Here is a 25210-nt window from a genome sequence, read left to right on the forward strand (position 1 = left end):
GCAGATGAAACCGGTCATTCAAATAGAAGAGCTGAGAAAACAGTACATCATCGGAGACCAGGAGATTTATGCGCTCAGGGGTGTCAGCTTGTCGATTGAGGAAGGGGATTTCGTGGCAATCATGGGGCCATCGGGTTCAGGCAAGTCTTCGATGATGAATGTGATTGGCTGTCTGGATAAGCCTACCTCGGGAGAATTTTTTTTGGACGGTTATCCTGTATCACAAGCCCATGATGATGAATTGGCAGTCATCCGCAATCAGAAAATCGGTTTTGTTTTTCAAAATTTCAATCTGTTGCCACGTACAACCGCAGTCGAAAATGTCGAGTTGCCTCTGTTATATGGAGGCACGCCTGCACGGGAACGAAGAGAAAAAGCCATCCGGGCATTAACCAGTGTCGGACTGGCAGAGCGATTGAACAACAAGCCCAATGAGCTGTCAGGTGGACAACAGCAACGCGTATCGATTGCGCGAGCTCTCGTCAACGATCCCGTCATTCTGCTCGCAGATGAGCCGACAGGAGCGCTGGACACGAAGACGAGTGAAGAGATCATGGGTATTTTTCAAAAGCTGAACGATGCGGGCAAAACGGTTATTTTGGTGACACATGAGCCTGATATTGCGGAGTATGCCAAGAGGATCGTCCGGTTTCGCGATGGGCAAATCATCGCGGATGAAGTGGTGGAGGATCGCAGAAGGGTGTCGATGGAGGGTAGAGCAGATGAGCTTTCTTGAATGTGTACGCATTTCTTTTCGCAGCATCAGGGCAAATGGCTTGCGCTCCGTCCTCACGATGCTGGGAATCATCATCGGTGTGGCTGCTGTTATCGCGATGGTGGCGATCGGAGAAGGGACTTCCACGTCTGTTGCTTCACAGATCAATGGTTTAGGGAGCAACCTGTTGATTGTCACACCTGGTCAGGCGACACAAGGCAGGGTAAGCCTTGGGGCTGGCTCTCTGAATACGCTGACGATGGCAGATGCAGAAACCCTGATGCAAAAAGAGTCCATTTCGGGTGTGGCTCCCAGCGTCAATGCGCGGGGGCAGATTGTTTGGGGAAGCAATAACTATTCCAGTATGCTCGAGGGGACGTCAGCCGATTTCCCGCAGGTGAGGAATGTAGAAGTAGGACAAGGACGCTTCTTTAGCAATTTTGAAGTGAAGATGCAATACAACGTGGCTGTCGTGGGGACAGAGGTGGTCAGCAACCTGTTTAAAGGAGCGAATCCAGTGGGGCAAACCGTTCAGATCAACCGGATTCCGTTTACGATCATTGGCGTATTGCAGAGCCAGGGTAGTTCAGGCATGACAAACAACGATGATCGGATCATGATTCCGATTACCACTGCGATGAACAGGCTGACCGGAGGCAAAAATGTGGGCTCGATCTATGTCTCGGCAGCATCGTCGGACTTGATGGAGAAGGCGCAACAAGATATTCAGCAAGCCCTTCGTTCCAATCACAAACTACGGCCACAAGCTGCCGATGACTTCCGCATTACGTCTCAATCTGACATTTTAAGCACGGCACAGTCAGTATCCAGCTCGATGACGGCGCTTTTATCTGGTATTGCTGCCATCTCGCTGATTGTTGGTGGAATCGGCGTAATGAACATTATGCTTGTTTCTGTCACAGAGCGGACACGGGAGATCGGAATTCGCAAAGCGATTGGAGCGAAGCGGGGAGATATTCTCCGTCAGTTTTTGATCGAAGCGGTTACGCTTAGCCTGATTGGCGGGGTGATTGGTATTGCCTTAGGGGTAGGGGCTGCGTTTTTGGTTAGCAAGCTCGGTCAGATGGCAACCTCAATTAGTCTGTCGCCGATCATGTATGCGTTTCTGACCTCTACATTGGTCGGTGTCATTTTCGGTGTGTATCCGGCGAGAAAAGCAGCACAGCTCAAACCAATTGACGCACTGCGGTATGAGTGAGTGTGTAATTTTACCAATCCGGGGCATACTAGCCGTGAGAGGTGTTGGTGCTGATGGAAAAAAGCGTTCAATTTTCCGTACCATGGCGAGAAGCGACACGCATTGTGAAAAGGATCAAAACAAGCAAATTGCGATATTTTGTCAGACAGCAAGAGGGCAAGGCCAGTGTTGCGTTCGTCTTTCCTCGCGTTAGCGTCAGCCAATATGTCTATTTGTATATCATTTTTGGACCGAGAGCTGCTGATGTGCTCAACAACGATAGCAAATAGAATGCTCCCTGATGGCCTTAAGCAGGCGTCAGGGATTTGCAATAATTCACAGGAAAACAAAACCTGACACTTTTCGATAGGACTGTTTCATAGTACAATTCGAATATGAACGAACTTGGGGAAGTTCGGGATGGCGGCACCCAATCTGTGCAGAAGGGCCGCCTCTTTTTTTTGATCATAGGATATAATAGGTACATTTACCTGAATATACAGCTAGAATGAGTGAGTAGTGGGATATAAAATAAGCTTATTCACGTGAATATAACGTACTACTCTCTCCCAAGATTTGATCTTGGGGCTTTTTTTTGTCCAAAATGCATGAAAAAAAGCCGTTTCGTTTCTCATGACGGCTTTGTTATCGATAGGGTAGGTTGAAAGCTTCCTTTTAGCAAGGCATCAATAAATTGCTCCTGTGTGAGAGAAATCGTGATGCCCATCCCAGGCAGATCGACAGAAAAAACATTCTCTCGGTACAAATACCAGAGGTCGCCTGTCGGCTCGATGGAATAGACGTGTATATTTTTCTGGGAATGCTGGCCTGCCTTTTGGATTTCCCGTAACGCTGTAAACAGTTCTCCCCAAACAGGCAGATAAGGCTTCGCTTGGTGCAGCATAATCGCTTGGATCAGTTGGTTTTTCACGAGAGAAATAGCATCCATGTTTGAGTGGTTCAACGAAGGCATGACCGTTATACTCCTTTAGCATGGCTTGGCGCATTAGTCTTGCGTGATGGCGATTTTTGTCGAAGTCATGAATAAGTGTAAAATAGTTATCCGTTCGATGCAAGAGAAGAGAAGGTAGAGATGAGTATTTGGATATTTGACGGTTGCTCTTGATTTGGATAGCATAGGAAAAGCGGTTTTGACAAATGGCAATAGCGAGAAGCGGGAGATGAGATTGTGGCAAAAAAACACCGGTTGATCATCGAGTTTTGCGGTGGATTTGGACAAGGGCTGGCCTTGCTGTATGCTTTGCGATCGTCTGATGTTCAAGTAGCAGGAATCATTTGCAGAGACACGCAGTCAAGCTTGGCTAGCAAACTGATTGATTTTGCACAGCCAGGTTATGAAATTCCAATCGTTACAGGTGCCAGGCAGCCGCTTTTCTCAGGAACGGTAGAAACGACCACCTCGGAAGGTGTACGACTCCTTGCAGAAACCACGCAAGATGAGGAAAGTGAATTGACGCTCGTGACGTTTGATCGTTTGACGACGCTAGCTCTGGCTGTCGCGCGTGATCCATTGTTGGCCAGTAAATTTACGAGAATCGTGGTGCAGGGTGGAGCGATACGCGTACCAGGAGATGTAACGGCTATTGCCGAAACAAACATGCATGGTGATCCGGAAGCAGCTGCGCTCGTTTTGGCAGCACGCTTGCCGCTTGTGCTCGTTCCATTCGATACAACCAGCTCGTTTCGTCTGACGGAAGAGCAAGTACATACGCTAGGAAGTCTCGCACAAGCAGTGGGTCTAATCGATAGAACGACGATGTCGGACATGCAGTTCGCGGCTTCTGCTCGTGGGTTACATGCATGGGTAGCGATGCTCGCGGCTCTCTCGCCTGATAAAATGCGAACGGAGCAGATGAAGCTCTCAGTCGAATGCAAAAGCGAATTATCACGGGGGGCCATTCTAGCCGATCTACGGGCAAAACCGAGTGTAGGAACCGATACGGCCGTATGTGTTGAGGTTGAGATCGTAGAGGCAGAGCGCTGGTTGCAAACCGTTTTGGATCAGGGAGGGGTATAAGCGCATGGAAAAAATCATTTTGGATGTAGATACCGGGATTGATGATGCGCTGGCGATTGCTTATGCCGTTCACTCGCCTGCTCTTGAAGTGTGTGGGATTACCACGACTTTTGGCAATATTACGGTGGAGGAAGCAACACGCAATACCTTACAGGTGCTCGAGCTGCTGGGTGTGCCTGCGATTCCTGTCTATCAGGGGGCATCGAAGCCGATTGTTCGCGACCTTACAGGAAAAGCAAGGCTGTTCCACGGTGAAAACGGGCTAGGCAATGTCGTCCTTCCAGATCCAGCGACAACGGTTCAGCAACAGTGTGCCACACAATTTCTCATCTCTGCGATGAAGGAAAATCCTCACGAATTGACGCTTGTTACCGTCGGGAGCATGACTAATTTGGCGCGGGCGATTATGGCTGCTCCAGAAATCGTATCCCTTGTCAAACGAGTGGTCGTGATGGGGGGAGCTGTAACGGTGCCGGGGAATCGCACGCCTGTAGCGGAGGCGAATATTTGTGCCGATCCGGAAGCCGCAGCGTACGTCTTCCAGTCTGGTATTCCCGTGACGCTGGTAGGCCTGGATGTAACGATGCAAACGCTGCTTACCCGCGAACACTTGCAGGAATGGAGAGCGAAGGATACACGCTTAAGTCATGTTTTCGCGGATATGTGTGAGGTGTACATGAATGCCTACGCAACAGTGGGCAATTTGCGCGGCTGTGGTCTGCATGATCCGTTGGCGGTAGGTGTTGTCATTGATCCGACGTTTGTGAAGTCAGTCCCGATGCATGTTGCGGTAGATACGTCCGGGGGAGCCAGTGATGCCCGTACGATTGGGGACAGACGGGAACATCCAGCGCAGCCGCCAAATGTGGACGTGTGCTTGGAGGTCGATCATGAGCGCTTTGTCAGCCATTTTTTACAATATGTTTTAGGTAGGTAAGGAGGAAGTCATTATGTTAAAAGAGTTTAAAGAGTTTGCGTTAAAAGGAAATGTAATGGATCTCGCTGTCGGTGTCGTGATCGGTGGGGCTTTCGGTAAAATTGTTACCTCACTCGTTAATGACATTATTACCCCATTGATCGGATTGCTTCTGGGCAAGGTGGATTTCTCCGGCTTGTTCATCAATTTGAGTGGAGTTCCTTATACGACCATCGCCGAAGCAAAAAAAGCTAATGCTGCCACACTGAACTACGGGTTGTTCCTCAACTCCGTGATTGATTTTGTCATTATCGCCTTTTCTATTTTTATCGTCATCAAGCAGCTCAACCGTTTCAAACGCAAGCAAGAAGTGGAGAAAGCACCTGAAACGACCAAAGAGTGCCCGCATTGTATCTCCGCGATTCCAATCAAGGCTACGCGTTGCCCGAACTGCACCTCCATGCTGGAGACAAAAGGAACGGCATTGGCACACGAATAAGACATATACAGGAATCAAACGAACAGAGGAGGGCGATTATGCCTTCCTCTGTTTTCGTTTCACACGGTTTTTATACTGATAGTGAAGTCTTTTAATCGTATGGTAATAAGTCTTGTCTTTGAGCTTGGCAAACAGCCCGTGGGAAGGAAAGTCGTAATTGACCTCAATAATGGAGAGGTTTCCTGCTTTATCAATGGCAAAATCGACGCCGATTTGCGCGCTGTGCCGATATTTATTAAAGTGGGCACATACGCGGTGACTGATTTGGATCAACTGAGAGACGATACTTTTTATTTTGTCGGGCGTGACAGCTCCAGACTTTTTCAAGGCATGCGGGACTGTGACGGCATATCCGCCGCCGCGAGCTACATTGGTAATAATGCTGTCGGCACCAGCGACCTTGGCTAGCATGCCGGCATATTGCCATTTGCCCAAGCCATTGCGCATCATCATGACACGAATGTCAAAGGGACGACCGTCGATTTCAGCTAAATCCAGCCCTTTTTGTATGACATAATTTTTTTCTGTGCATTGAGCGGCAAGCTTCTGCTTCAAGTCAGCTAAAGAATCTGCCTGCATAGGCTCTCCGCGCTCCTTCACAAATTGATAGCCCCCGCTATCCGTTTTCCAGACGCGAATAATCCCTTTTCCCATATGGGTTCTCGTCGGTTTGATATAGACAGTAGAATACTTCGCTACATACGAATCCAAGCTTTCGGGCTGATATAAAGAAGTAGGCGGCAGGTAAGGGCGAATGTAAGGACTTTTTGAAAAGAACTGATGAAGACTCCACTTGGAGGAGGAGATCACATCATGCACCTCGCTTTACGAAAAATCCATTCGTTCCAGCATATGCAACTACATTCTCGACCGTTTTTGCTGGCTCCCGATGAGACTGGCGTTTTTCAAAAAATGCCGAGGAGTGAGAAGGATTTCAAAAATTGTGGGGGAATATATGTTCTAATCATTGGACAAGGATGGCGAAAATCATGCGGCTATATCGCCCAGTGCAACCTCCGACTCTGCAACGAGCGAACGTCCAAAATGAGTACCGTTACCGAGAGTACATGCCCAATAAAAGCTTGGCGAACTATATCGCCTGCTACTGGGTCTCAGAGTACAACGGCGAGGGTATCGCACATGCGAGCCGAGTCATTCCGGATGGCTGCGTCGATATCATTTTCAATCTCAGAGCTACTTCTGTAAAGAAGGGGGCATTTCTAACGGGACTGATGCGGACGTACGAAGACATGCTAGTAACCGAACCACAATCTTTGATCGGCATTCGATTTTACGCTGAGGGAGCGGCCCGCTTTTTGCACTACCCCGTCGCCATGATCAACGGACATCATCCCAATCTGGAAGACATCTGGGGCAAAGAGGCGGATGAGGTGATAGAAGGCTTGCTTGAAGCCTCCGACACGGCGGAGCGAATCGTTTTGTTGGAGCGGGAGCTTATCAAACGAATGTGGATGGATGATCCAGCAGACCCGTTGCTATTGACAAGCATGAACTATTTGTATGAATACAGAGGAAATCTTTCCATGGGAGCGCTCGCTGAGAAAGTGAATTACAGCGAGAGAACCTTGCGCAGGACGTTTCAACAGCAATTGGGTATGAGCCCGAAGGAACTCGGACGAATCATTCAATTTCAAGGGCTGCTGCAAATGCTGGCAAAGGGAACGCGCACTTCGTTTACAGATGCCGCTCTCCAGTGTGGCTATTACGATCAGTCGCACTTGATCAAGAGCTTTCACACTTTTTACGGTGTAGCTCCAAGCAAAATTGTCTCGCCAGATCGTGTGAATCGATAGTCTTTAAAAGTTGTCCGTTTTTTACAATCTTCTTTTGGCGAGATGCGTTACCCTAAGGAAAGGATGGTGAATTCATGTGAATGAACAAACATTGGATACATACTGCCGGAAGCAGCCCGGTGCCACCCATGACTATCAGATGGATTGGGAATGCGATCGTTACCAAGTCGGAGGCAAAATATTTGCGATGATCGGGGGCGATTCCAAAGGTGTTCGCATCCTCACCTTGAAATGCGACCCGATGCGTGCGGAGGAATTGCGCGAGACATATGAAGGGATCGTACCTGGCTATCACATGAATAAATCCCATTGGAATTCTGTCTACTTGGACGCTGACATTCCCGAAGGCTTATGGGAAAGGATGATCGAGCATGCGTACGAAACGGTGCTCCAAAAACTGCCCAAGCGCGTCCAGCAAGAAATCAAGAGTGAACAGGAGTGAGTGATGTGGGAATCAAGCTTGATATGGTAGGGATTGTCGTACAGGACATGAAAAAAGCGTTGGACTTCTATCGGGTACTCGGTTTCGATATACCCGAAGGTGCAAATGAAGAGCCGCATGTGGAGGTAGCGCAGGACGGTGTTCGTCTCGCCTTTGATACAATGGAAGTTGCCAAGGGTGTATATGGAGGATGGGAAGCACCTGTCGGGCATCGGATTGAGCTGGCTTTTTTGTGTGGGGATGCTGCGGAGCTTGATGGGCTGTACACGAAAATCGTTTCCCAAGGATACGAGAGTCACCGTGAGCCATGGGATGCGTTCTGGGGGCAGCGGTATGCCATCGTGAAAGACCCGGATGGGAACTTGATCAGTTTGTTTGCCTAATACGATCCTTACCATAAGAAGACAAGCCGAGCCTTTGTGAAAGAGGCTAGGCTTGTTTGCGTTTGTAGACGAAATCATTGGCTGATATATAAAACTTTTTAATAGGAAAACATACCCATAACATCGCTGGTTTTTCTCAATAGAACGGGCTGGTGCTGAGACAGCTTGAAAGGGGTGAGACCTGTGCTTGGTTGTTGCTTAAAGAAATAAAATTTACTAATAACTGATTGACTTGTGTAATTTTACTACATATAATGAAAGCGATAACAGGTTCGAATTTTTCAACGATTCTCGATTCTCAATATGGGGGCTTTTGACATGGATCAACCTGCAAATTTGCTCGATTATCGTGCGAAAAATGAGCATGTACTCATCGGCCTCATGTCGGGTACTTCGCTGGATGGCATTGATGCCGCACTCGTAGAAATCCGCACGGATGAACAGGGCGAGATCGAAAATGTGACTCTCCGCGATTTTTTTTATATGCCATACTCCGATGACTTGCGTGAGTGGGTCATGAATCTGTGTAGTGTAGAGACAGCGAGAGTGGATCAGCTGACTGCGGTTCATTACGGCTTATCTGAATGGTATGCCTATGCGGTACAGCAGTTGTTGCAAAAAGCTGGTGTCACGACAGCGGAAGTAGACGCAGTCTGTATGCACGGACAAACCATTTGGCATGTTGCCGGGCGGACGCCATTTCCCGGACCACAAGGAATGACACAGGTCAGGGCGTCCTTGCAAATCGGCGAGCTGTCCACACTGGCTGAGCGTACGGATATACCGGTAGTGGGAAACTTCCGCGCTCGAGACTTGGCTGCTGATGGAGAAGGTGCACCGCTTGTTCCGTATGCGGACTATATTTTGTTCCGCCATCCGCAAAAAGGCAGACTGCTGCAAAACATTGGTGGAATCGCCAATGTCACATTGCTTCCTGCAAGTGCAGCTATCGATCAGGTCGTCGCTTTTGATACGGGCCCTGGCAATATGATCATGGATCAAATCGTCCAGCTCATGACCAACGGACAGATGAGGTATGACGAGGGTGGCAAGCTGGCCGCAAACGGCACCGTCTCTTCAGTGTTACTGGAAAAATGGCTGAAAGACCCTTATTACCAGATCAAGCCACCGAAAAGCACAGGCCGCGAAGTATACGGCAGAGCTTTTGCCCAAGAGCTGTTCCATGATGCGAATCAAATCGGGATCAGTCAGACGGATCTGTTGGCAACCGTGACAGCATTGACTGCTACGACAATTGCGAACGCCTACATGCAATTCGTATTACCAACAACCAAAGTGGAGGAAGTAATTGTCTCAGGGGGAGGCGCTCATAACCAGACGCTTCTCTCCATGCTGCAGCGTCAATTGCCGACAGGAATGACCGTGATGACGGCGCAGCAGTTTGGGATGCCTGACGATGCGAAGGAAGCCGTCGCTTTTGCCATTTTGGGTCATGAGACACTAATGGGACGACCATCCAATGTGCCATCCGTAACAGGGGCGAAGAGGGCCGTGCCGTTAGGAAATATATGCTTCTAACATGAGAACAACAGAGGGGGTACCATCGTGAAAAAACGAGTATTGGCAGGCTTTTTCTTATCATTGTCTCTCGTGCTTTCCGCTTGTTCTGGTGGAGGAACAGCACCCGCAGAGCAAGGCAAGTCAGCGGAAGGACAAGCAAAAACAGAACTGATCGTGGCAGCCGAGCAAGAGCCAGTGGGCTATGATCCCCACAAGGTTCCAGCGGCATCCAGTGTGCGCGTCTATGCGCTCATTTACGATAGCTTGACCAAGCTGGATGAGAACATGAACATCATACCGAATCTGGCAGAGAAGTGGGAGATTGCGCCGGACGGAAAAACGGTCACGATGTTCCTGCAAAAAGGCGTCAAATTCCACAATGGCAAAGACATGACGGCAAATGACGTAAAATTCAGCTTTGAGCGAATCATGAACCCAGACACGGGTTCGATCGCGAAATCGTATTTTTCCAGCGTAGAAGCAATTGAAGTGAAAGATCCAACGACGGTTGTCTTCAAGCTGAAAAATGCGGATGCCTCATTCGTTGCAAATACGGCAAGCGCCTATGCTTCTATCGTGCCAGCAGGCTCCACTGACCTGACCAAGGAAGCTATCGGTACTGGTCCATTCAAAATGGAAAAAAGTGAGTCGGGACAATATGTCCTACTGAAGAAAAATGCGGATTACTTCAATAAAGAACTGCCAAAGGTAGAGTCCATCAAGTTCCAAATTATGAAGGACGAGGCTGAGCGTCTCGCTGCAATTCGCTCCGGTAAAGTCGATATCAGCATGGTGTCTGCTGATTCTGCGAAGCTCTTGGAAGGCAAGCCAGGCGTACAGATCAAGAACTACCAATCCTTGGAGTACAGTTACCTGGGCATGAACGTAAACAAAAAGCCTTTTGACAATCCAAAAGTGCGCGAAGCAATCAGCTATGCCGTTGACCGTAACCAAATTATCCAGACTGTTTGGAAAGGGGAAGCGACTCTGACTGGTCCGATCGCTCCTGCTTTGACCAACTCGGCTTTGGACCCTGCTACTTATCCGACCTACAAAACAGACGTAGAAAAAGCGAAGCAATTGCTGGCGGAAGCGGGCTATCCAAACGGTTTCGAAACCCAAATCGAAACAGCAGCAACTTACCCAGACATGGTAGAAACGGCACAAGTGATTCAACAACAGCTCAAAGCAATCGGCATCAATGCAAAGATCAACCAGCTTGAGTGGGGGAACTACATCGATACGTGGAAATCCAAGGATATGAACTTGATGGTAGGCCGCAACACTTCTGGTGTAGATGCTGACCGTTCCATGCGTTTCTTCTTCTCGACAACTGGCTCTGCCAACGTGTGGAACTACTCCAACCCTGCCTACGATGAGCTGGTGCAAAAAGCACTGACGACAGTAGATCAAGCAGAGCGCAAAAAGCTGTATGATCAAGCACAATCCATGCTGGTAGCAGATGCACCCAACCTGTTCCTGACATCTCCGAAAAACTACTACGCGGTTCGTGACAACATCGATTTCACGCCGTCCGCAGCGGGTGAAATATACTCGCTGATCAAAACTTCGATTAAGTAAAGTAGCATACATGTGATGAAGGCTCCGCCAGAGGTTAGGCGGAGCCAAGTTTCTAAATATGGAGGGAAACTCGTGGGATCTTATCTAATCAAACGTGTCGCCAGCCTGATTCCCATCCTGTTTGGCATATCCGTCTTGATCTTCACGATCCTGCATCTGGTGCCGGGCGATCCAGCTTCCATCATGCTAGGAACGAGTGCCACACCGGAAGCGATTGCGGCGTTGAATAAAAGCATGGGGTTAGATCAGCCTTTGATTAACCAGTACCTGCATTGGGTCACAGGAATCCTGCAAGGGAATTTTGGCGTATCGGTCCACACAGGAGAAGAGATTTTGCCCCAGATTCTCAAGCGCTTTGCCATTACCATGCAACTGACTGTATTTGGCGTTCTGATTGGGTGGGTGCTCGCGATTCCGTTCGGGATTCTCTCGGCTATTCGCGCTCATTCCAAAACAGACATCGTGGTTCGTGTGTTTACGCTACTAGGCATTTCTGTTCCGAACTTTGCCATCGGGACACTGCTCTTGCTCGGCTTTTCACTTTATTTCAACTGGTTCCCGCCTATTGATGTGGTGAACTTCTGGGATAATCCAATCGAGGCGTTCAAGGTATTCATTCTGCCTGCGACAACGATGGGGATTGTGGTGGCTGCTGGTGTGATGCGGATGACTCGTTCTGCATTTTTGGAAACCATGGACAAAGATTTTATACGGACAGCACGGGCCAAGGGTAACAGTAAATGGAGAATCGTCATGGGCCATGCGTTCCGCAACTCTTCGATTCCGATTGTGACGATCGCAGGTATGCAGATCGGTTACCTGCTGGGCGGGTCTGTGATCGTTGAGCAGTTGTTCTCGATTCCTGGTTTGGGCCAGTACATTCTGGAAGGAATTTATCAGCGGGATTATCCGGTTGTACAGGGAGGCGTTTTGTTCGTCGCTCTGGTGTTTGTCCTGGTCAATCTGCTCATCGACCTGATCTATACCTGGATTGATCCGCGTATCAAGTATTGACAAGGGGAATGCGACATGAGCACATTTCGAAAGCGTTTTTTGGCGAATAAGACAGCCGTCTTCTGCTCCATTTTGCTGGCGTTGCTCTGTTTGACGGCAGTGCTGGCTCCGGTGTTGGCTCCGCATGACCCGACACAAATGTTTCAGGATCATCGGATGGAAGGCAGCTCGGGTGAGTTTTTGCTGGGTACGGACCAATTTGGTCGTGATCTTTTGAGCCGCATTATCTACGGTGCGCGCGTATCGCTGGTGGTTGGGCTTTCTGCCGTTCTTGTCAGCGTCGTTTTCGGTACGCTGTTTGGCTTGATCGCTGGCTACTTCGGGCGCTGGATTGACGGTTTTATCATGCGCTGTATGGACGTTCTGTTTGCTTTTCCGGAAATTTTGCTGGCGCTGGCGATTGTCGCCGCATTAGGGCCGGGAACCTTCAACACGATCATGGCCATCGGAATTGTGAACATCCCGATCTTCACCCGGACGGTGAGGGGAGCTGTTCTCTCTATCAAAAATCTGGAGTACGTAGAAAGCGCTCGTGCCATCGGTGCGAGTACACCGCGTATCTTGTTTCAAGAAATTTTTCCGAATGTAACGGCACCGCTGCTGGTTCAATCCTCTCTGGCGATTTCAGGTGCGATCCTGACAGAATCGGCCCTCAGCTTTTTGGGCTTGGGGATTCAGCCGCCAGACCCGTCATGGGGTGGGATGATTTCAGAGGCGCGCCGCTACATGGAGCTGGCTCCGGGCATGATCATCTGGCCATGTCTTGCCATGACGGTGACGATTCTTGCTTGCAACATGTTTGGGGATGCCGTCCGTGATATTCTCGACCCGCGTCATCGTGGGAAATAGGAACGATAGGCTGAGGTGAGAACGAATGAATGTGCAACAGATCAGAGAACGAATGGAGTCTAGTCTGACGCAAGGGATCCATCAGGGCATTTTTCCGGGAGGCGCTGTCAGCATGCTGCGAAAAGGCGCGCCTGCTGTGATGGTCTGCATGGGAAAAACAAGCTATGGACAAGAGGGAAGGCCGGTTCATTGTCAAACGCTGTATGATATGGCCTCCTTGACCAAGGTGATGGTGACCTTGCCGCTCATCCTCATCAGTGTGCAGGAAGGCAAGTTGTCGTTGAATGACTCGGCGACGACCTACTTGCCTGAATTAGCGAGCGCTCACGATCAGGAACGCAAAGGGCAGATTAAAATCATTCATCTGCTCACACATACATCGGGTCTTCCTGCATGGCGTCCGTACTTTTTGCTAGGGAAAAATCGGGAGGACTATTTGCGGCTCATCGCAAACGAGTCGATGCTGGATGCCCCGGGGCGTAATGTTGTGTACAGCGATCTGGGATTCATGCTGTTGGGCTTTTTACTGGAGCGCATCTGGGAGGAGGAACTGGACGCGCTTTCGAAGCGACTGATTTTTCAACCGAGCCGAATGTTTCATACAAGCTACTTGCCGCTGGAACAACCACGTCTGCAAGGAATGGACATTGCTGCTACGGAGAAGGGCAATGCCTTTGAACAAAATATGGCGGTGAATTTTTTATCGGAGCTAGCAGAAGCTAGACATCCTTTGGCGCTGGAGTGGCAGCAAGCTTTGACCGGATACGGTTGGCGAGAAGGAGTTATTAGTGGCACTGTTCACGATTGCAACGCCCACTATGGCTTGGAAGGTGTCAGCGGGCACGCCGGACTTTTTTCCACCTTGGCTGATACAGAGCGCTACATCCACATATGGACGAGTGGGAAGGCTTCCGTACAGCTTGATCCGACGCTGTGTTCCTTGGCTACTCGCTCACTCACAGACCATTCGATTCATCGCAGAGGTTTGGGGTGGATCATTTCCCCGACAGGCGGTTCCTTGGAACAACTTGCCGCAGGCTGTAGTGGGGGAGACCTTGTTTCGGAACGCGCCTTTGGGCATACCGGCTTTACAGGAACGTCGATCTGGTCGGACCCGGAGAGAAACGTGGCGCTGATTACATTGACAAACCGCGTGCATCTTGTCGCGAGCCCGTTGATCGGGGCGTGGCGGACCGCTCACCATAACCGATTATTTTCTGTAATCAAACCTGACCACACATCCTGATGAAAAGGGGGAGTACTCATGGCAGCAATGCTTACGATTGATGATTTGCGAACTTCTTTTATCCAAGCAGGCAAAAAGCTGACCGTGATCGAGGGTGTCAGCCTCTCTGTAGAGCCTGGTGAAACCGTCGGTGTGGTCGGTGAATCCGGATGTGGAAAAAGCGTGACCAGCATGTCCATCATGCAGCTCTTGGGACGGAATGTAGAGATGACCGGGAGCATCCGTTTTCAAGACAAGGAGCTGCTCTTACTCACGGAAAAACAAATGCAAGCGATTCGTGGCAATCAGATCGCGATGATTTTTCAGGAGCCGATGACTTCGCTAAACCCATTGCATTCGATCGGCAAACAGATCAGCGAGCCCTTGCGTCGGCATCTCGGACTGTCCAAACAGGAAGCCAAGCGACGGACGATCGAGCTTTTGAAAGAAGTCGGGATTCCGCGTGCCGATGAAATCATTTCCGACTATCCGCACCAATTGTCAGGTGGGATGCGTCAACGTGTGATGATTGCGATGGCGATGTCTTGTGCGCCTAAGCTCTTGATTGCCGACGAGCCGACGACGGCTTTGGACGTGACGATTCAGGCGCAAATATTGGAACTCATGAAAAAAGTCCGTCAAGAGCAAGGCACTTCCATCCTGCTTATCACACATGACCTGGGAGTCGTGGCGGAGATGTGTCATCGCGTCATCGTCATGTATGCAGGTCAAATCGTAGAGGAAGCCGACGTCAAGCAACTGTTTGACGAGCCGAAGCATCCGTATACGAGAGGGCTTTTGAAATCAATGCCTTCTGTCAGTGTCAACCAAGTGCGTTTGGATGCGATTCCGGGCTCGGTGCCCCTTTTGAGCGAAATGCCTGCGGGTTGTCGTTTTGCACCGCGCTGTTCACAAGTCATGGATATTTGCCGCGAGAAAAATCCAGAGCTTACGCCTGTCGCAGACAACCAAAAGTGCCGCTGCTGGCTGTATCGCGAGGAGGACGTGCAATGAGGCAACCACTATTGGAAGTCAAATCATTGACCAAGCATTTCACGAGCAAGCAAGGATTCTTCAGCAAGGAAAAAGTCGTTCGTGCCGTCGATGGAGTCAACCTTGCTGTTTATCCTGGCGAGACTGTCAGCATCGTTGGCGAATCGGGGTGTGGGAAGTCCACGACAGGACGATGCATCCTGCGCTTGATTGAACCGACTGATGGAGAAGTCTTTTTTGAAGGACAGGATATCCGCAAGCTCAATGAATCAGAGCTGCGTAGAGCCAGACGCAACATGCAGCTCGTTTTTCAAGACCCGTTTGCTTCGCTGAACCCGCGTAAAACAATCGGACAGCTTTTGGAGGACCCACTCATCATCCACGGCATCGGCAATTCAGCAGAACGCCGCAAGCAAGTGGAGGAGATGATCCAGATCGTCGGCCTCTCCAAGCAGCAGCTGGATCGCTTTCCGCATGAATTTTCTGGTGGTCAGCGCCAGCGGATTGGCATAGCAAGGGCACTGATTTTGCGCCCGAAGCTGATTGTGGCCGATGAGCCTGTGTCTGCACTGGACGTGTCGATTCAGGCGCAAATTTTGAACCTGATGCAAGATTTGCAAAAGGAGTTCAATCTGACGTATTTGTTTATCTCGCATGATTTGAGTGTCGTCCGCCATATTTCTGATCGGGTAGCGGTTATGTATCTAGGAAAAGTGGTGGAGGTAGCGGATAAACAATCGTTGTACGAGAAACCCACGCATCCCTATACACAAGCACTGTTATCAGCGGTGCCTGTACCAAATCCCCATTTGACGACCCAGCGGATCATTTTGGAGGGCGACCTGCCGAGTCCAGCGAATCCGCCGTCTGGCTGCACATTCCATCCGCGTTGCCGCCACTGTATGGACATTTGCAAAACGGTTGCTCCTGTGGCTAGCGAGGTTTCAACAGGGCACTTTGTCACTTGCCATTTGGATCAGTCATGAAGTGAACATGGGGCAGTAAGATTGAAAAGGAGGTTCGATAGAGCATGAATCTGGAGAACTTGCAAGCATTGACGACTGAAGGAAAAAACGAGGGCAGCAGTGATTTGGATCAATTGAGTGCCCGAGGCATCGTACAAATGATGAACGATGAAGACAAGAAAGTTCCATATGCGGTAGAGCGCGTCCTCGATCAAGTATCTGATGCGGTAGAGGTTATCACACACGTACTGGAAAAGGGCGGAAGACTGTTTTACTTTGGTGCTGGAACGAGTGGACGTTTAGGAATTTTGGATGCGTCCGAGTGCCCGCCCACCTTTGGTACCCACCCTGAGCTCGTTCAAGGCGTGATAGCAGGCGGGCCATCCGCAATGGTACGCGCGGTAGAGGGCGCAGAGGATTCCTTTGAACTGGGTCAAGAAGATGTGCATAAATACGGTGTGACCAAAAATGATGTGGTCGTAGGGATCGCAGCCAGCGGACGGACTCCGTATGTTCTCGGTGTTTTGGCGGAGGCACAGAGGATCAAAGCCAAGACGATTGCTGTCTCTTGCAACAAGCCTTCGTACATCAATGAAGGCGTAGATGTAGCAATTAATGTCGTCGTAGGACCGGAAGTATTGACCGGATCGACGAGGCTCAAGGCAGGAACGGCCCAAAAGCTGGTGCTGAACATGCTGACGACAGCGACGATGATTCGCTTGGGCAAAGTGTACGGAAATTTGATGGTCAGCGTGCAAGCGACCAACCTCAAGCTAAAAGAACGAGTAAAGCGGATCATCATGGAAATAACCGGAGCGAGTTACGAGGAAGCGGAGCAACTGGCTGATCAGGCAGACGGTGATGCGAAGACAGCTATTATCATGAAGCTAACCGGATCGAGCAGGGAAGAAGCCACTCGTTTGTTGAATGTTACCAATGGAAGAATCAGGGAAGCAATTTCGCAGTTGGACTAAGTTCATGGGAAAGGGTGGAGAGATTCCATGTTGCCAGAATCTATTCGCGAAGAGCTGCGTGCTATCGTCGGAGCGAAAAACTGTCTCGACAAACAGGAAGCATTAGTCGCTTATTCGTATGATGCGACGCCAATGCAGCAGGCATTGCCGGATGTGGTCGTCATGCCGCAGAGCACTGCCGAAATCCAACAGGTCATGCGAGTTGCAGCACGACACCACATCCCGATTGTGACGCGTGGGGCTGGCTCTAATCTATGCGGTGGAACGATACCAGTCGGGGGCGGAATTGTTTTGGTGTTGAGCCGGATGAATCAGATTGTAGAGATTGACGAGCAAAATTTGACGATAACGGTGCAGCCGGGGGTACGAACGGTCGACATCCATCAGGCGGTAGAGGAGCTCGGTTTGTTTTACCCACCCGATCCAGGCAGTATGGTCATCTCCACGATTGGCGGGAATATTGCGCTTAATTCGGGTGGACTGCGCGGGTTGAAGTACGGGACAACCAAGGATTACGTGCTGGGTCTCGAAGCTGTTTTGCCGAACGGAGAGGTCATTCGCACCGGAGGTAAGCTGATGAAGGATGTGGCGGGCTATGATCTGACCAAACTTTTGGTCGGCAGCGAGGGCACATTGGCGATCATTACCGAGGCTATTCTCAAGCTGATTCCGAAGCCGCAGACACAGCGAGTTATGCTCGCGATGTTTTCAGATATGGCACAGGCAGCGAGGTCTGTTTCCGATATCATTGCCAATCGGATCATCCCTGGCACGCTGGAATTTCTCGATCAGGGCACGATCCGTGTTGTCGAGGATTTCAAACAGATCGGGCTACCGACAGATGTCGCGGCGATCCTCCTGATCGGACAGGACGGAGAGCCGCAGACGGTTGATCGAGATATGGGGCAGATCGCTGCGATTTGCGAGAAGAATAATGCGGTCCAAATCAAGGTAGCGACGACAGCGGAGGAAGCTGATGAGGTGATGACGGCCAGACGCAGTGCACTCGCCGCGTTGTCACGGATGCGTCCGACGACCATTTTGGAAGACGCAACCGTTCCTCGCGCCTCGATTGCGCCGATGGTCGCCGCGATCCAAGAGATTACAGAGCGATACGGTCTGCGCATTTGCACCTTTGGCCATGCGGGAGACGGCAATTTGCATCCGACCTGCATGACAGACGCCCGCAATACGGAAGAGATCGAGCGTGTCGAGCATGCTTTCGAGGAAATTTTCGCAGCGGCAATCGATTTGGGCGGAACGATTACGGGAGAGCATGGTGTAGGGATCGTCAAGGCACCGTATTTGGAGTGGAAAGTAGGAGCCGCAGGTATGGAGATCATGAAAGGCATCAAGCACGCTTTCGATCCTCACAATCTACTGAATCCTGACAAGATGTTTGCCAAAGAGTCCCGGAACAGAGTGGTGATCCAGCGTGCTTAAAGAAGCCTTGGAAAAGAAACTCGATTACGATGAACTGTCCAACTGTATGCGCTGTGGCTTCTGTCAGCCAGCTTGTCCGACTTTTCGGGAAACAGGCTACGAGGCAGCTTCTCCACGAGGTCGCATCGCCTTGATGAAAGCTGTAGCAGACGGTGTCATGGAGCCGGACAAGGATTTCGTCGATCAAATGAATCTATGTCTAGGCTGCCGGGCATGTGAGCCAGTATGTCCAGCAGGTGTGCCGTACGGTCAACTGATCGAGCAGACGAGAGAAGCGATCGAAGAGGTGCAGGAGCATCCATGGTGGGTCAAACTCGTCCGCAAGCTCGCGTTTTTCCACCTGTTTCCTCATCAGAAGCGCATGTACCAGCTCGGTGGGCTGTTGCGCTTTTATCAGCGTTCAGGCGTGCAAAAAGTCGTTCGCAAGCTGGGAGTGCTGTCCATTCTGCCAAAGCAAATGCGGGAAATGGAAGCGATCATGCCAGAAGCTTCTGGAAAAGGTATCGTGGACTTTTTCGGTGGCACGGTTATTCCAGCGGCAGGCGAGCGCAAGTATCGTGTAGGAATGTTCCACGGCTGCATCATGGATGTCCTGTTCAATGAGACGAATCGCAACACCGTGCGGCTTCTGAGTGAGGCAGGCTGTGAGGTCATCATCGCTCCAGACCAGGTTTGCTGCGGTGCTCTCCATGCACATAGCGGTGAACGTGAACAGGCCCGCCATCTGGCGCGAAAAAATGTGGCTGCTTTTCACAAGGCTGACGTGGATATCATTGTATCCAATGCAGGTGGTTGCGGGGCGATGCTGCAAGATTACGACCATTTGCTTGCGGAAGATGCCGAGTGGCAGGAGAGAGCACAATGGTTCGCTTCACGCGTGAAGGATATTAGCGAGGTACTTACACTCCTCGTTGAGCCAAAAGAGTGGCAGTCCTTGCCGCAACGAATCACCTATCAATCCTCGTGCCACCTGCGTAACGGGATGAAGGTGACAAAAGAGCCAGTGAACCTCTTGCAAGCCATTCCGGGTGCTACATACGTACAACTTCGCGAAGGAGATCGCTGCTGCGGTTCAGCTGGCATTTACAATCTGGTGCAGCCTGAGATGGCCGGGAGCCTTTTGGATGAAAAAATGGGTCATGTAGCAGCTACTCAAGCAGACATTTTAGTGACTTCGAATCCGGGCTGTCTGTTGCAAATGAAAGCAGGCATTCATCGAGCGGGACTGGAAGGAAAGATGGAGGCCGTACACATCGTCGATTTATTGGCACGTGTGCAGCGGAAAGAAAAGCCCTTGTCTCCCCCTGAGTAAGTGGGGAAGGACAAAGGCTTTTTCCGCTTAAGAGGGGCTAGCTGCTTTGTGCTTTTTCCTGATCGTAGATATCCAACGCAGCTTGAACGGCGCGTCCTGCGTGTACACGGGCGCCATGCCGGAGAAGAACCGCTTCCAACGCCCCTAGCACATGCAATACATTTTTCTTCCTGCAGCTGTAGCCCATTGTGCCAATCCGCCAGATTGTCCCTTTTAACGGCCCAAAGGAACTGGCAATTTCAATATGAAAATCTTCGAGCAGCATGGCACGCACTGACTCTCCGTCGAGCCCCTCAGGAATTTTGATACAGGTCACGACAGGAAGCTTGCAAGCCGGATCGCCGTAGAGCTGCAAACCCATCGCCAACACACCAGCGACCAAGGCTTGTTCATGCAAGCGATGTCTGGCGAATCTCGCCTCCAGGCCTTCTGTGAGGGCAATGCGCACACCTTCTCGCAAGGCGTACAACATCGTTGTCGCCTCCGTATGGTGGTTCAGCCGTGCGGGTCCCCAGTAATCCATGAGCTGGCTCAAGTCAAAATAATTGCTGCGAATCGTTCGGGTTTGAGCAGATTTCGGAGCAGAGGGATCAGCGAGTCCACGCTCAATTTTTTTCCGTTGGAGCAAGAGTGCTTCTACACGAGAATTAAACGTGATAGGAGCCATTCCAGAGGGGACAGACAAGCATTTTTGTGTGCCGCCAATACATGCGTCGATATACCAATCGTCCACCTTCACTTCTGTCCCGCCGATAGAGGCGACAGCATCGACGACAAACAGGACATCCATCCGGCGGCAAGCCTCCCCGATTTCTTTCAAAGGCTGAACACAGCCAGTGGATGTTTCGCCGTGAACCATTGCTACGATTTTGGGCTGAACTCGCTCGATTTCAGCAATCACGTCCTGCGGCTCAAAGACACTTCCCCAGCGCGTTTCCATCGTAATCACATCTGCGCCGTACCTTTCCGCAATCTCTGTAAGCAAGTGCCCGAATCGTCCATAAATGGGTACAAGCACCCGATCTCCTGGTTCGATTATGCTACACAAAACGGCCTCAATGCCCGCACGGGAGGTTCCGTCTATCGGGAATGCCCAATGATTGGATGTCTGGAACAATTTCCGAAGCATTTCCATTGTTTCGTTCATAATGTTCGTGAATTCTGGATCGAATTGCCCCAGAATGGGTGAACCCATCACGCGAAGAACACTAGGCTCGGCCTCGACGGGCCCTGGCGTCATGATTGTTCGTTGTGAGGTGGTCAGTTCTTTGTACGCACACATAAGCTCTCCCCCAGATCTTTCTATGTCAACGGCCGATTCTCCGATTTCATCACCGGAAAAAACGGCCGTAGCACTACCAAACTTCTATGCCCATCAAAAATCTATTTTGAAATTCAAGAAGCCAGCTTTTCGCAGCGCCTCGTAGATAATGACGAGCGCTGGACCGAGTATCAGCCCGAAAAATCCAATCACCTGAAATCCGAGGAACATGCTGACAAGAGCGGCTAGGGCGCTAATTCCCAGATTAGATGCGAGTACCTTGGGTTCAATAATGCGGCGGACGACCGTAATCACGAGGAAGATGACGATCAGGCCGATTGCCAAATAAGAGTTGCCCATCAAGAAGTTGTAAATAGCCCATGGAACGAGGAACGAGCCTGCCCCCAAGATGGGGAGAATATCGACGAAAACGATCATGAGCGAAATGACGGCTGCATACTTGACCTGTAAAATGAGTAATCCCAAAAAGGACAGCGTGAACGTCATCAGGCTCAAGATGATTTGGGCACGTAAAAAACCAACGGTGGCACGGTTCAATTGAGAGATAACCACCTCGACCTTTTCACGAGCAGACACCGTGAACATTCGCATGAAGCCCGCACGCAATTTCGGCAAATCGAGACTGATCAAAAACAAGGCAACCAAGTAAATAATCGTAGAGATCAAAAAGCCCGGAACGATGGCTGCCACACCGAGAATACCTTTGGCAATCGTGGAGGCTGAAGTAAGCGCCCAGTTTTTAAGCCCAGCGAAGACGCTCTGGATTTCCGATACGGTTTCGGCAGGTAATGACGCATAGTACGTTTCCCAGCTCATCAAATAGGACTCGACCAACTCAAAAATATGCTGCGAAAAGGCCGGTAATCGCTGAGCCAAAACAATTCCCTGAACCACAATCTGCGTACCGATCCAGTACAGTATGATCCCAAAAGAAATGAGGAAGAGGAAAAAGGATGCGATTACCGCACTCAATCGATTCATTCGTAGCCTTTTGGTAAGGAATAAGACGAGCGGTTCAACCAGAATTGCTGTTAACAGTGCTAGCAAAAAGGGGACGGAGTAAGGCAAAAGAAACAACCCGACTGCTAGAACTAATAGCAGGATGATCATTTTCCGAATCGTCATGACTGCGCTCCATTCTGAATGAAAAATCGCTGAAAATTGATTCCCTTATTTTATCATTTTTCCAGAAGCGAACACAATGAACCCAATCATAGCACGAAATTGATAGAGATTATCAGAAAAAATAAAGAAATAAGAAGAATACAAAAAAGGGGAAAACACAAAAATTCATGATATGATGCTCACCTATATACCACTCAAGTTTGATGCGTATAAGCATATCGACTTGAGAGCTACATCTTAATCTTTCATAGCGAGGTGTCAGAATGAAGCGGTTTGGATTAGCGATGCAAATTGTCGTCGGTCTCATTCTGGGTATCCTGGTGGGTGCTATTTTTTACGGCAACCCGGCAGTGGCGACCTATTTACAGCCTATCGGTGATATTTTTCTCCGATTGATTAAAATGATTGTCGTTCCGATCGTTGTTGCCACGCTTATTGTGGGCGTAGCAGGCGTAGGTGACATGAAGAAGTTGGGCAAAATCGGTGGTAAGACAATTTTGTATTTTGAAATCGTTACCACGATTGCCATTATCGTTGGTCTTTTGGCGGCGAACATCTTTCAACCGGGTGTCGGTGTGGACCGAACAGTCCTTACCAAGACTGATATCCACAAGTATGTAGACACGGCAGAATCAACACAGAGCCACGGTATGGTGGAAACATTCGTTAAGATTGTACCAACGAATATTTTTGATTCTCTTGCTCGTGGTGATATGTTAGCGATTATTTTCTTCTCCGTTCTGTTTGGACTTGGTGTCGCAGCAGCAGGCGAGAAGGGAAGGCCGGTTCTCAACTTTTTCAATGGAGTCGCGGACGCCATGTTCTGGGTTGTGAACACCATCATGCGTTTTGCTCCGTTTGGTGTTTTTGCATTGATTGGTGTTACCGTTTCCAAATTTGGTTTGTCTTCCTTGATTCCATTGGGGAAACTGGTTATTTTGGTTCACGTTGCCATGTTGTTCTTCATTTTGGTGGTATTGGGCATCATCGCGCGTATCAGCGGAGTCAAAATCACTTCCATCCTGCGTGTACTGAAGGACGAGCTGTTGTTGGCTTACTCCACTTCCAGCTCCGAGACTGTACTGCCTAAAATCATGGAAAAAATGGAGAAGATGGGCTGTCCGAAGGCGATCGCGTCCTTTGTTATTCCGACAGGCTACTCCTTCAACCTGGATGGTTCCACACTGTACCAGGCACTGGCTGCTCTGTTCATTGCGCAAATGTATGGTATTCACATGCCAATCAGCACACAGATCACGCTGATGCTCGTACTGATGGTTACGTCCAAAGGGATCGCTGGTGTACCGGGAGTATCGTTCGTAGTACTGTTGGCTACGCTCGGCTCTGTAGGTCTCCCAGTAGAAGGTCTTGCTTTCATCGCCGGTGTAGACCGTTTGATGGATATGGCTCGTACAGTTGTTAACGTTGTAGGTAATGCGTTGGCAGCAATCGTAATCTCCCGTTGGGAAGGTCAGTTCGACCAAAAGAAAGCAGACGATTATGTTCAGGCAGTAAAAGCCGATCCAAGTGCGGCTTAATCTAAGCTATTAATAATTTTAAGAAGCCTCCTGTCAGTGAATTTAGCTGGCAGGGGGCTTTTTGTTTTGTTTTAAAAAGTGGCTAGGGTGGTGGGAAGAAGCGCATTTCCAGTCTACGCTTCGGCCTCCGCCCTGCAAGGGGTGAAGACTGTCCGCTTCGCAATAAATGGCGGGAGCGCTTCAAACGTAGAAGTTTCGAGGAAGTATTCCATAAGTGAAGCTGAAAACCCCCGCCATTTATTACTACGCTAGGGCGGGCTCCAGAGGCGCTTGGACTGGAAATGCGCTTCTTCTACGCGGCTTTTTAAGACAATAAAAACTCTCGCTTGAAGTGGGTAATTTTTATTGACACCAAAAACAGGAAAGAGTAATATGATACCAACAACTTGATAATAACATTTTGTTAATAACAAGAAGGCAACAACAAATCAGTAGCAAAAAGAGGCGATTGGATGAAGGGTAAACCTTATGTCAATAAACAAGGTCAAACCGAACAGGAGTACTTGGAAGCTTATGATGTCAGCCAATTCGAGCGGCCGTCTGTGACAGTCGATATGCTGGTATTCACCGTGATGGATGAGCTGGAGGAGAATTACCGCAAGCTCTCGCCCAAGTCGTTGAAAATTTTGCTCGTGAAGCGTGGTGAACATCCGTATATCGGCCAATGGGCGTTGCCAGGTGGGTTTGTTACACCTGGGGAGAGTCTGGAGGAGGCTGCCAGACGCGAATTGCGTACGGAAACAAACGTAGACGACATTTACTTGGAGCAGCTCTACACCTGGGGAGATGCGGGCAGAGATCCACGGACATGGGTTATCAGCACGTCGTACATGGCCTTGGTAGACAGTTCGTCTTTACAGCTGCAGGCAGGGGATGATGCAGAGGAAGCGGAGTGGTACCGCATCGAGGACAGGTGGCTGAAAGAAACAAAGACGGCGACGATTGACGGCTCCATTACTGAAAAATGGCTGGAACTGCGACTGGTACACGAGAAAGAGGAACTGTCTGCCACGATTAAAATTACCAAAACAGTAACGGGCCGCGCCGTACATGAGACCCGCGAAATTGTAGAGTCGAACAACATTGCATTTGATCACGCCAAAATCATTCAATACGCACTGGAGCGATTGCGCAACAAGATTGAATACACCGATATCGCCTTTGCCTTAATGCCGGAGCTGTTCACATTAAGCGATCTGCAACAGGTGTACGAAGTGATTTTGGGACGTGAGCTGCTGGCTGCGGCGTTTCGCAGGAAGGTAGCCGACAAAGTGCTGGAAACGAATCAATATCGAAAACATGCCGGGCACCGACCATCCAAGTATTTCCGCTTTAACCCGGAATGGATGGATCAGACGTAGCCCCGTACCAGGGAGGAAATCA

The 25210-nt window shown here is 49.8% G+C and carries 25 protein-coding genes; 21 read left to right on the plus strand and 4 right to left on the minus strand.

The annotated features are described in order from the left end of the window. The first annotated feature begins 4 nt into the window (after window positions 1-4). The 3 genes from HP567_RS10480 to HP567_RS10490 are packed head-to-tail and all read left to right on the plus strand — an operon-like array spanning window position 5 to window position 2203. The gene (locus HP567_RS10480; protein ID WP_173608762.1) at window positions 5-736 is read left to right on the plus strand and encodes an ABC transporter ATP-binding protein; all 732 of its coding nucleotides are present in this window, start codon (window positions 5-7) and stop codon (window positions 734-736) included. After that, window positions 723-1934, plus strand: a complete 1212-nt coding sequence (locus tag HP567_RS10485) for an ABC transporter permease (RefSeq protein ID WP_173608761.1) — start codon at window positions 723-725, stop codon at window positions 1932-1934. Before HP567_RS10480 ends, HP567_RS10485 begins: the two co-directional genes overlap by 14 nt. A 53-nt stretch (window positions 1935-1987) precedes the next feature. After that, a complete protein-coding gene (locus tag HP567_RS10490; protein ID WP_173608760.1) occupies window positions 1988-2203 on the plus strand; it encodes a hypothetical protein in 216 nt (71 codons plus the stop codon). Window positions 2204-2544: 341 nt separating this feature from the next. On the opposite strand, the gene HP567_RS10495 is transcribed toward HP567_RS10490, so the two are convergent. After that, window positions 2545-2886 carry a hypothetical protein gene (locus HP567_RS10495; RefSeq protein ID WP_173608759.1) on the minus strand — a complete coding sequence of 114 codons (342 nt, stop codon included), beginning with the start codon at window positions 2884-2886 and terminating at the stop codon, window positions 2545-2547. Between the two features lie 216 nt (window positions 2887-3102). On the opposite strand from HP567_RS10495, the gene HP567_RS10500 reads away from it, so the two are divergent. Genes HP567_RS10500 through mscL form a run of 3 tightly spaced genes read left to right on the plus strand, consistent with a single transcriptional unit; the run spans window position 3103 to window position 5366 of the window. Next, entirely contained in the window at window positions 3103-3951 is an 849-nt protein-coding gene (locus HP567_RS10500) for a nucleoside hydrolase (protein ID WP_173608758.1), read from the plus strand. A gap of 4 nt (window positions 3952-3955) precedes the next feature. Then, the gene (locus tag HP567_RS10505) at window positions 3956-4888 is read left to right on the plus strand and encodes a nucleoside hydrolase (protein WP_173608757.1); all 933 of its coding nucleotides are present in this window, start codon (window positions 3956-3958) and stop codon (window positions 4886-4888) included. A 13-nt stretch (window positions 4889-4901) separates the two neighbouring features. Then, window positions 4902-5366, plus strand: a complete 465-nt coding sequence (gene mscL, locus HP567_RS10510; RefSeq protein ID WP_173608756.1) for a large conductance mechanosensitive channel protein MscL — start codon at window positions 4902-4904, stop codon at window positions 5364-5366. 36 nt (window positions 5367-5402) lie between these two features. Here mscL and HP567_RS10515 read toward each other — a convergent pair whose 3' ends face one another. Then, window positions 5403-6185, minus strand: coding sequence for a YheC/YheD family protein (locus HP567_RS10515; RefSeq protein ID WP_312027529.1), 783 nt, complete (start codon window positions 6183-6185; stop codon window positions 5403-5405). A gap of 170 nt (window positions 6186-6355) precedes the next feature. Here HP567_RS10515 and HP567_RS10520 point away from each other — a divergent pair, with 170 nt between their 5' ends. The 13 genes from HP567_RS10520 to HP567_RS10580 all read left to right on the plus strand — a co-directional run bounded on the left by HP567_RS10520 (window position 6356) and on the right by HP567_RS10580 (window position 19882). Then, window positions 6356-7180 carry an AraC family transcriptional regulator gene (locus tag HP567_RS10520; protein ID WP_229087983.1) on the plus strand — a complete coding sequence of 275 codons (825 nt, stop codon included), beginning with the start codon at window positions 6356-6358 and terminating at the stop codon, window positions 7178-7180. 76 nt (window positions 7181-7256) lie between these two features. Next, window positions 7257-7622, plus strand: a complete 366-nt coding sequence (locus tag HP567_RS10525; protein WP_173608753.1) for an MmcQ/YjbR family DNA-binding protein — start codon at window positions 7257-7259, stop codon at window positions 7620-7622. Between the two features lie 5 nt (window positions 7623-7627). Further along, the gene (locus HP567_RS10530) at window positions 7628-8005 is read left to right on the plus strand and encodes a VOC family protein (RefSeq protein ID WP_173608752.1); all 378 of its coding nucleotides are present in this window, start codon (window positions 7628-7630) and stop codon (window positions 8003-8005) included. A 318-nt stretch (window positions 8006-8323) separates the two neighbouring features. After that, a complete protein-coding gene (locus tag HP567_RS10535) occupies window positions 8324-9544 on the plus strand; it encodes an anhydro-N-acetylmuramic acid kinase (RefSeq protein WP_173608751.1) in 1221 nt (406 codons plus the stop codon). 27 nt (window positions 9545-9571) lie between these two features. Then, a complete protein-coding gene (locus tag HP567_RS10540) occupies window positions 9572-11107 on the plus strand; it encodes an ABC transporter substrate-binding protein (RefSeq protein WP_173608750.1) in 1536 nt (511 codons plus the stop codon). 72 nt (window positions 11108-11179) lie between these two features. Next, on the plus strand, window positions 11180-12121 hold the full coding sequence (locus tag HP567_RS10545) for an ABC transporter permease (RefSeq protein ID WP_173608749.1): 942 nt from the start codon (window positions 11180-11182) through the stop codon (window positions 12119-12121). A 15-nt stretch (window positions 12122-12136) separates the two neighbouring features. Continuing rightward, complete coding sequence (locus tag HP567_RS10550) at window positions 12137-12970, plus strand: ABC transporter permease (protein WP_173608748.1); 834 nt, start codon at window positions 12137-12139, stop codon at window positions 12968-12970. A gap of 25 nt (window positions 12971-12995) precedes the next feature. Continuing rightward, entirely contained in the window at window positions 12996-14216 is a 1221-nt protein-coding gene (locus tag HP567_RS10555; RefSeq protein ID WP_173608747.1) for a serine hydrolase domain-containing protein, read from the plus strand. A gap of 18 nt (window positions 14217-14234) precedes the next feature. After that, entirely contained in the window at window positions 14235-15209 is a 975-nt protein-coding gene (locus tag HP567_RS10560; RefSeq protein ID WP_173608746.1) for an ABC transporter ATP-binding protein, read from the plus strand. Then, complete coding sequence (locus tag HP567_RS10565) at window positions 15206-16174, plus strand: ABC transporter ATP-binding protein (RefSeq protein ID WP_173608745.1); 969 nt, start codon at window positions 15206-15208, stop codon at window positions 16172-16174. The genes HP567_RS10560 and HP567_RS10565 overlap by 4 nt, the downstream gene beginning before the upstream one ends. A 44-nt stretch (window positions 16175-16218) precedes the next feature. Beyond that, on the plus strand, window positions 16219-17127 hold the full coding sequence (gene murQ, locus HP567_RS10570) for an N-acetylmuramic acid 6-phosphate etherase (protein ID WP_173608744.1): 909 nt from the start codon (window positions 16219-16221) through the stop codon (window positions 17125-17127). Between the two features lie 27 nt (window positions 17128-17154). Then, window positions 17155-18570, plus strand: a complete 1416-nt coding sequence (locus HP567_RS10575) for an FAD-binding oxidoreductase (RefSeq protein ID WP_173608743.1) — start codon at window positions 17155-17157, stop codon at window positions 18568-18570. Beyond that, window positions 18563-19882 (plus strand): (Fe-S)-binding protein, encoded by a 1320-nt coding sequence (locus tag HP567_RS10580; protein WP_173608742.1) that lies wholly within the window; start codon window positions 18563-18565, stop codon window positions 19880-19882. Before HP567_RS10575 ends, HP567_RS10580 begins: the two co-directional genes overlap by 8 nt. Window positions 19883-19919: 37 nt before the next feature. On the opposite strand, the gene HP567_RS10585 is transcribed toward HP567_RS10580, so the two are convergent. Continuing rightward, on the minus strand, window positions 19920-21164 hold the full coding sequence (locus tag HP567_RS10585) for a pyridoxal-phosphate-dependent aminotransferase family protein (RefSeq protein ID WP_173608741.1): 1245 nt from the start codon (window positions 21162-21164) through the stop codon (window positions 19920-19922). Between the two features lie 93 nt (window positions 21165-21257). Further along, window positions 21258-22289 carry a sporulation integral membrane protein YtvI gene (gene ytvI, locus HP567_RS10590; protein ID WP_173608740.1) on the minus strand — a complete coding sequence of 344 codons (1032 nt, stop codon included), beginning with the start codon at window positions 22287-22289 and terminating at the stop codon, window positions 21258-21260. Window positions 22290-22552: 263 nt separating this feature from the next. On the opposite strand from ytvI, the gene HP567_RS10595 reads away from it, so the two are divergent. Together HP567_RS10595 and HP567_RS10600 are read left to right on the plus strand one after the other, a co-directional pair. Next, window positions 22553-23827 carry a cation:dicarboxylate symporter family transporter gene (locus tag HP567_RS10595; protein ID WP_173608739.1) on the plus strand — a complete coding sequence of 425 codons (1275 nt, stop codon included), beginning with the start codon at window positions 22553-22555 and terminating at the stop codon, window positions 23825-23827. A 452-nt stretch (window positions 23828-24279) separates the two neighbouring features. Beyond that, window positions 24280-25188 (plus strand): NUDIX hydrolase, encoded by a 909-nt coding sequence (locus HP567_RS10600; protein ID WP_173608738.1) that lies wholly within the window; start codon window positions 24280-24282, stop codon window positions 25186-25188. Window positions 25189-25210 lie beyond the last annotated feature (22 nt).

This window comes from Brevibacillus sp. M2.1A (genome assembly GCF_013284355.2).
GTDB lineage: Bacteria > Bacillota > Bacilli > Brevibacillales > Brevibacillaceae > Brevibacillus.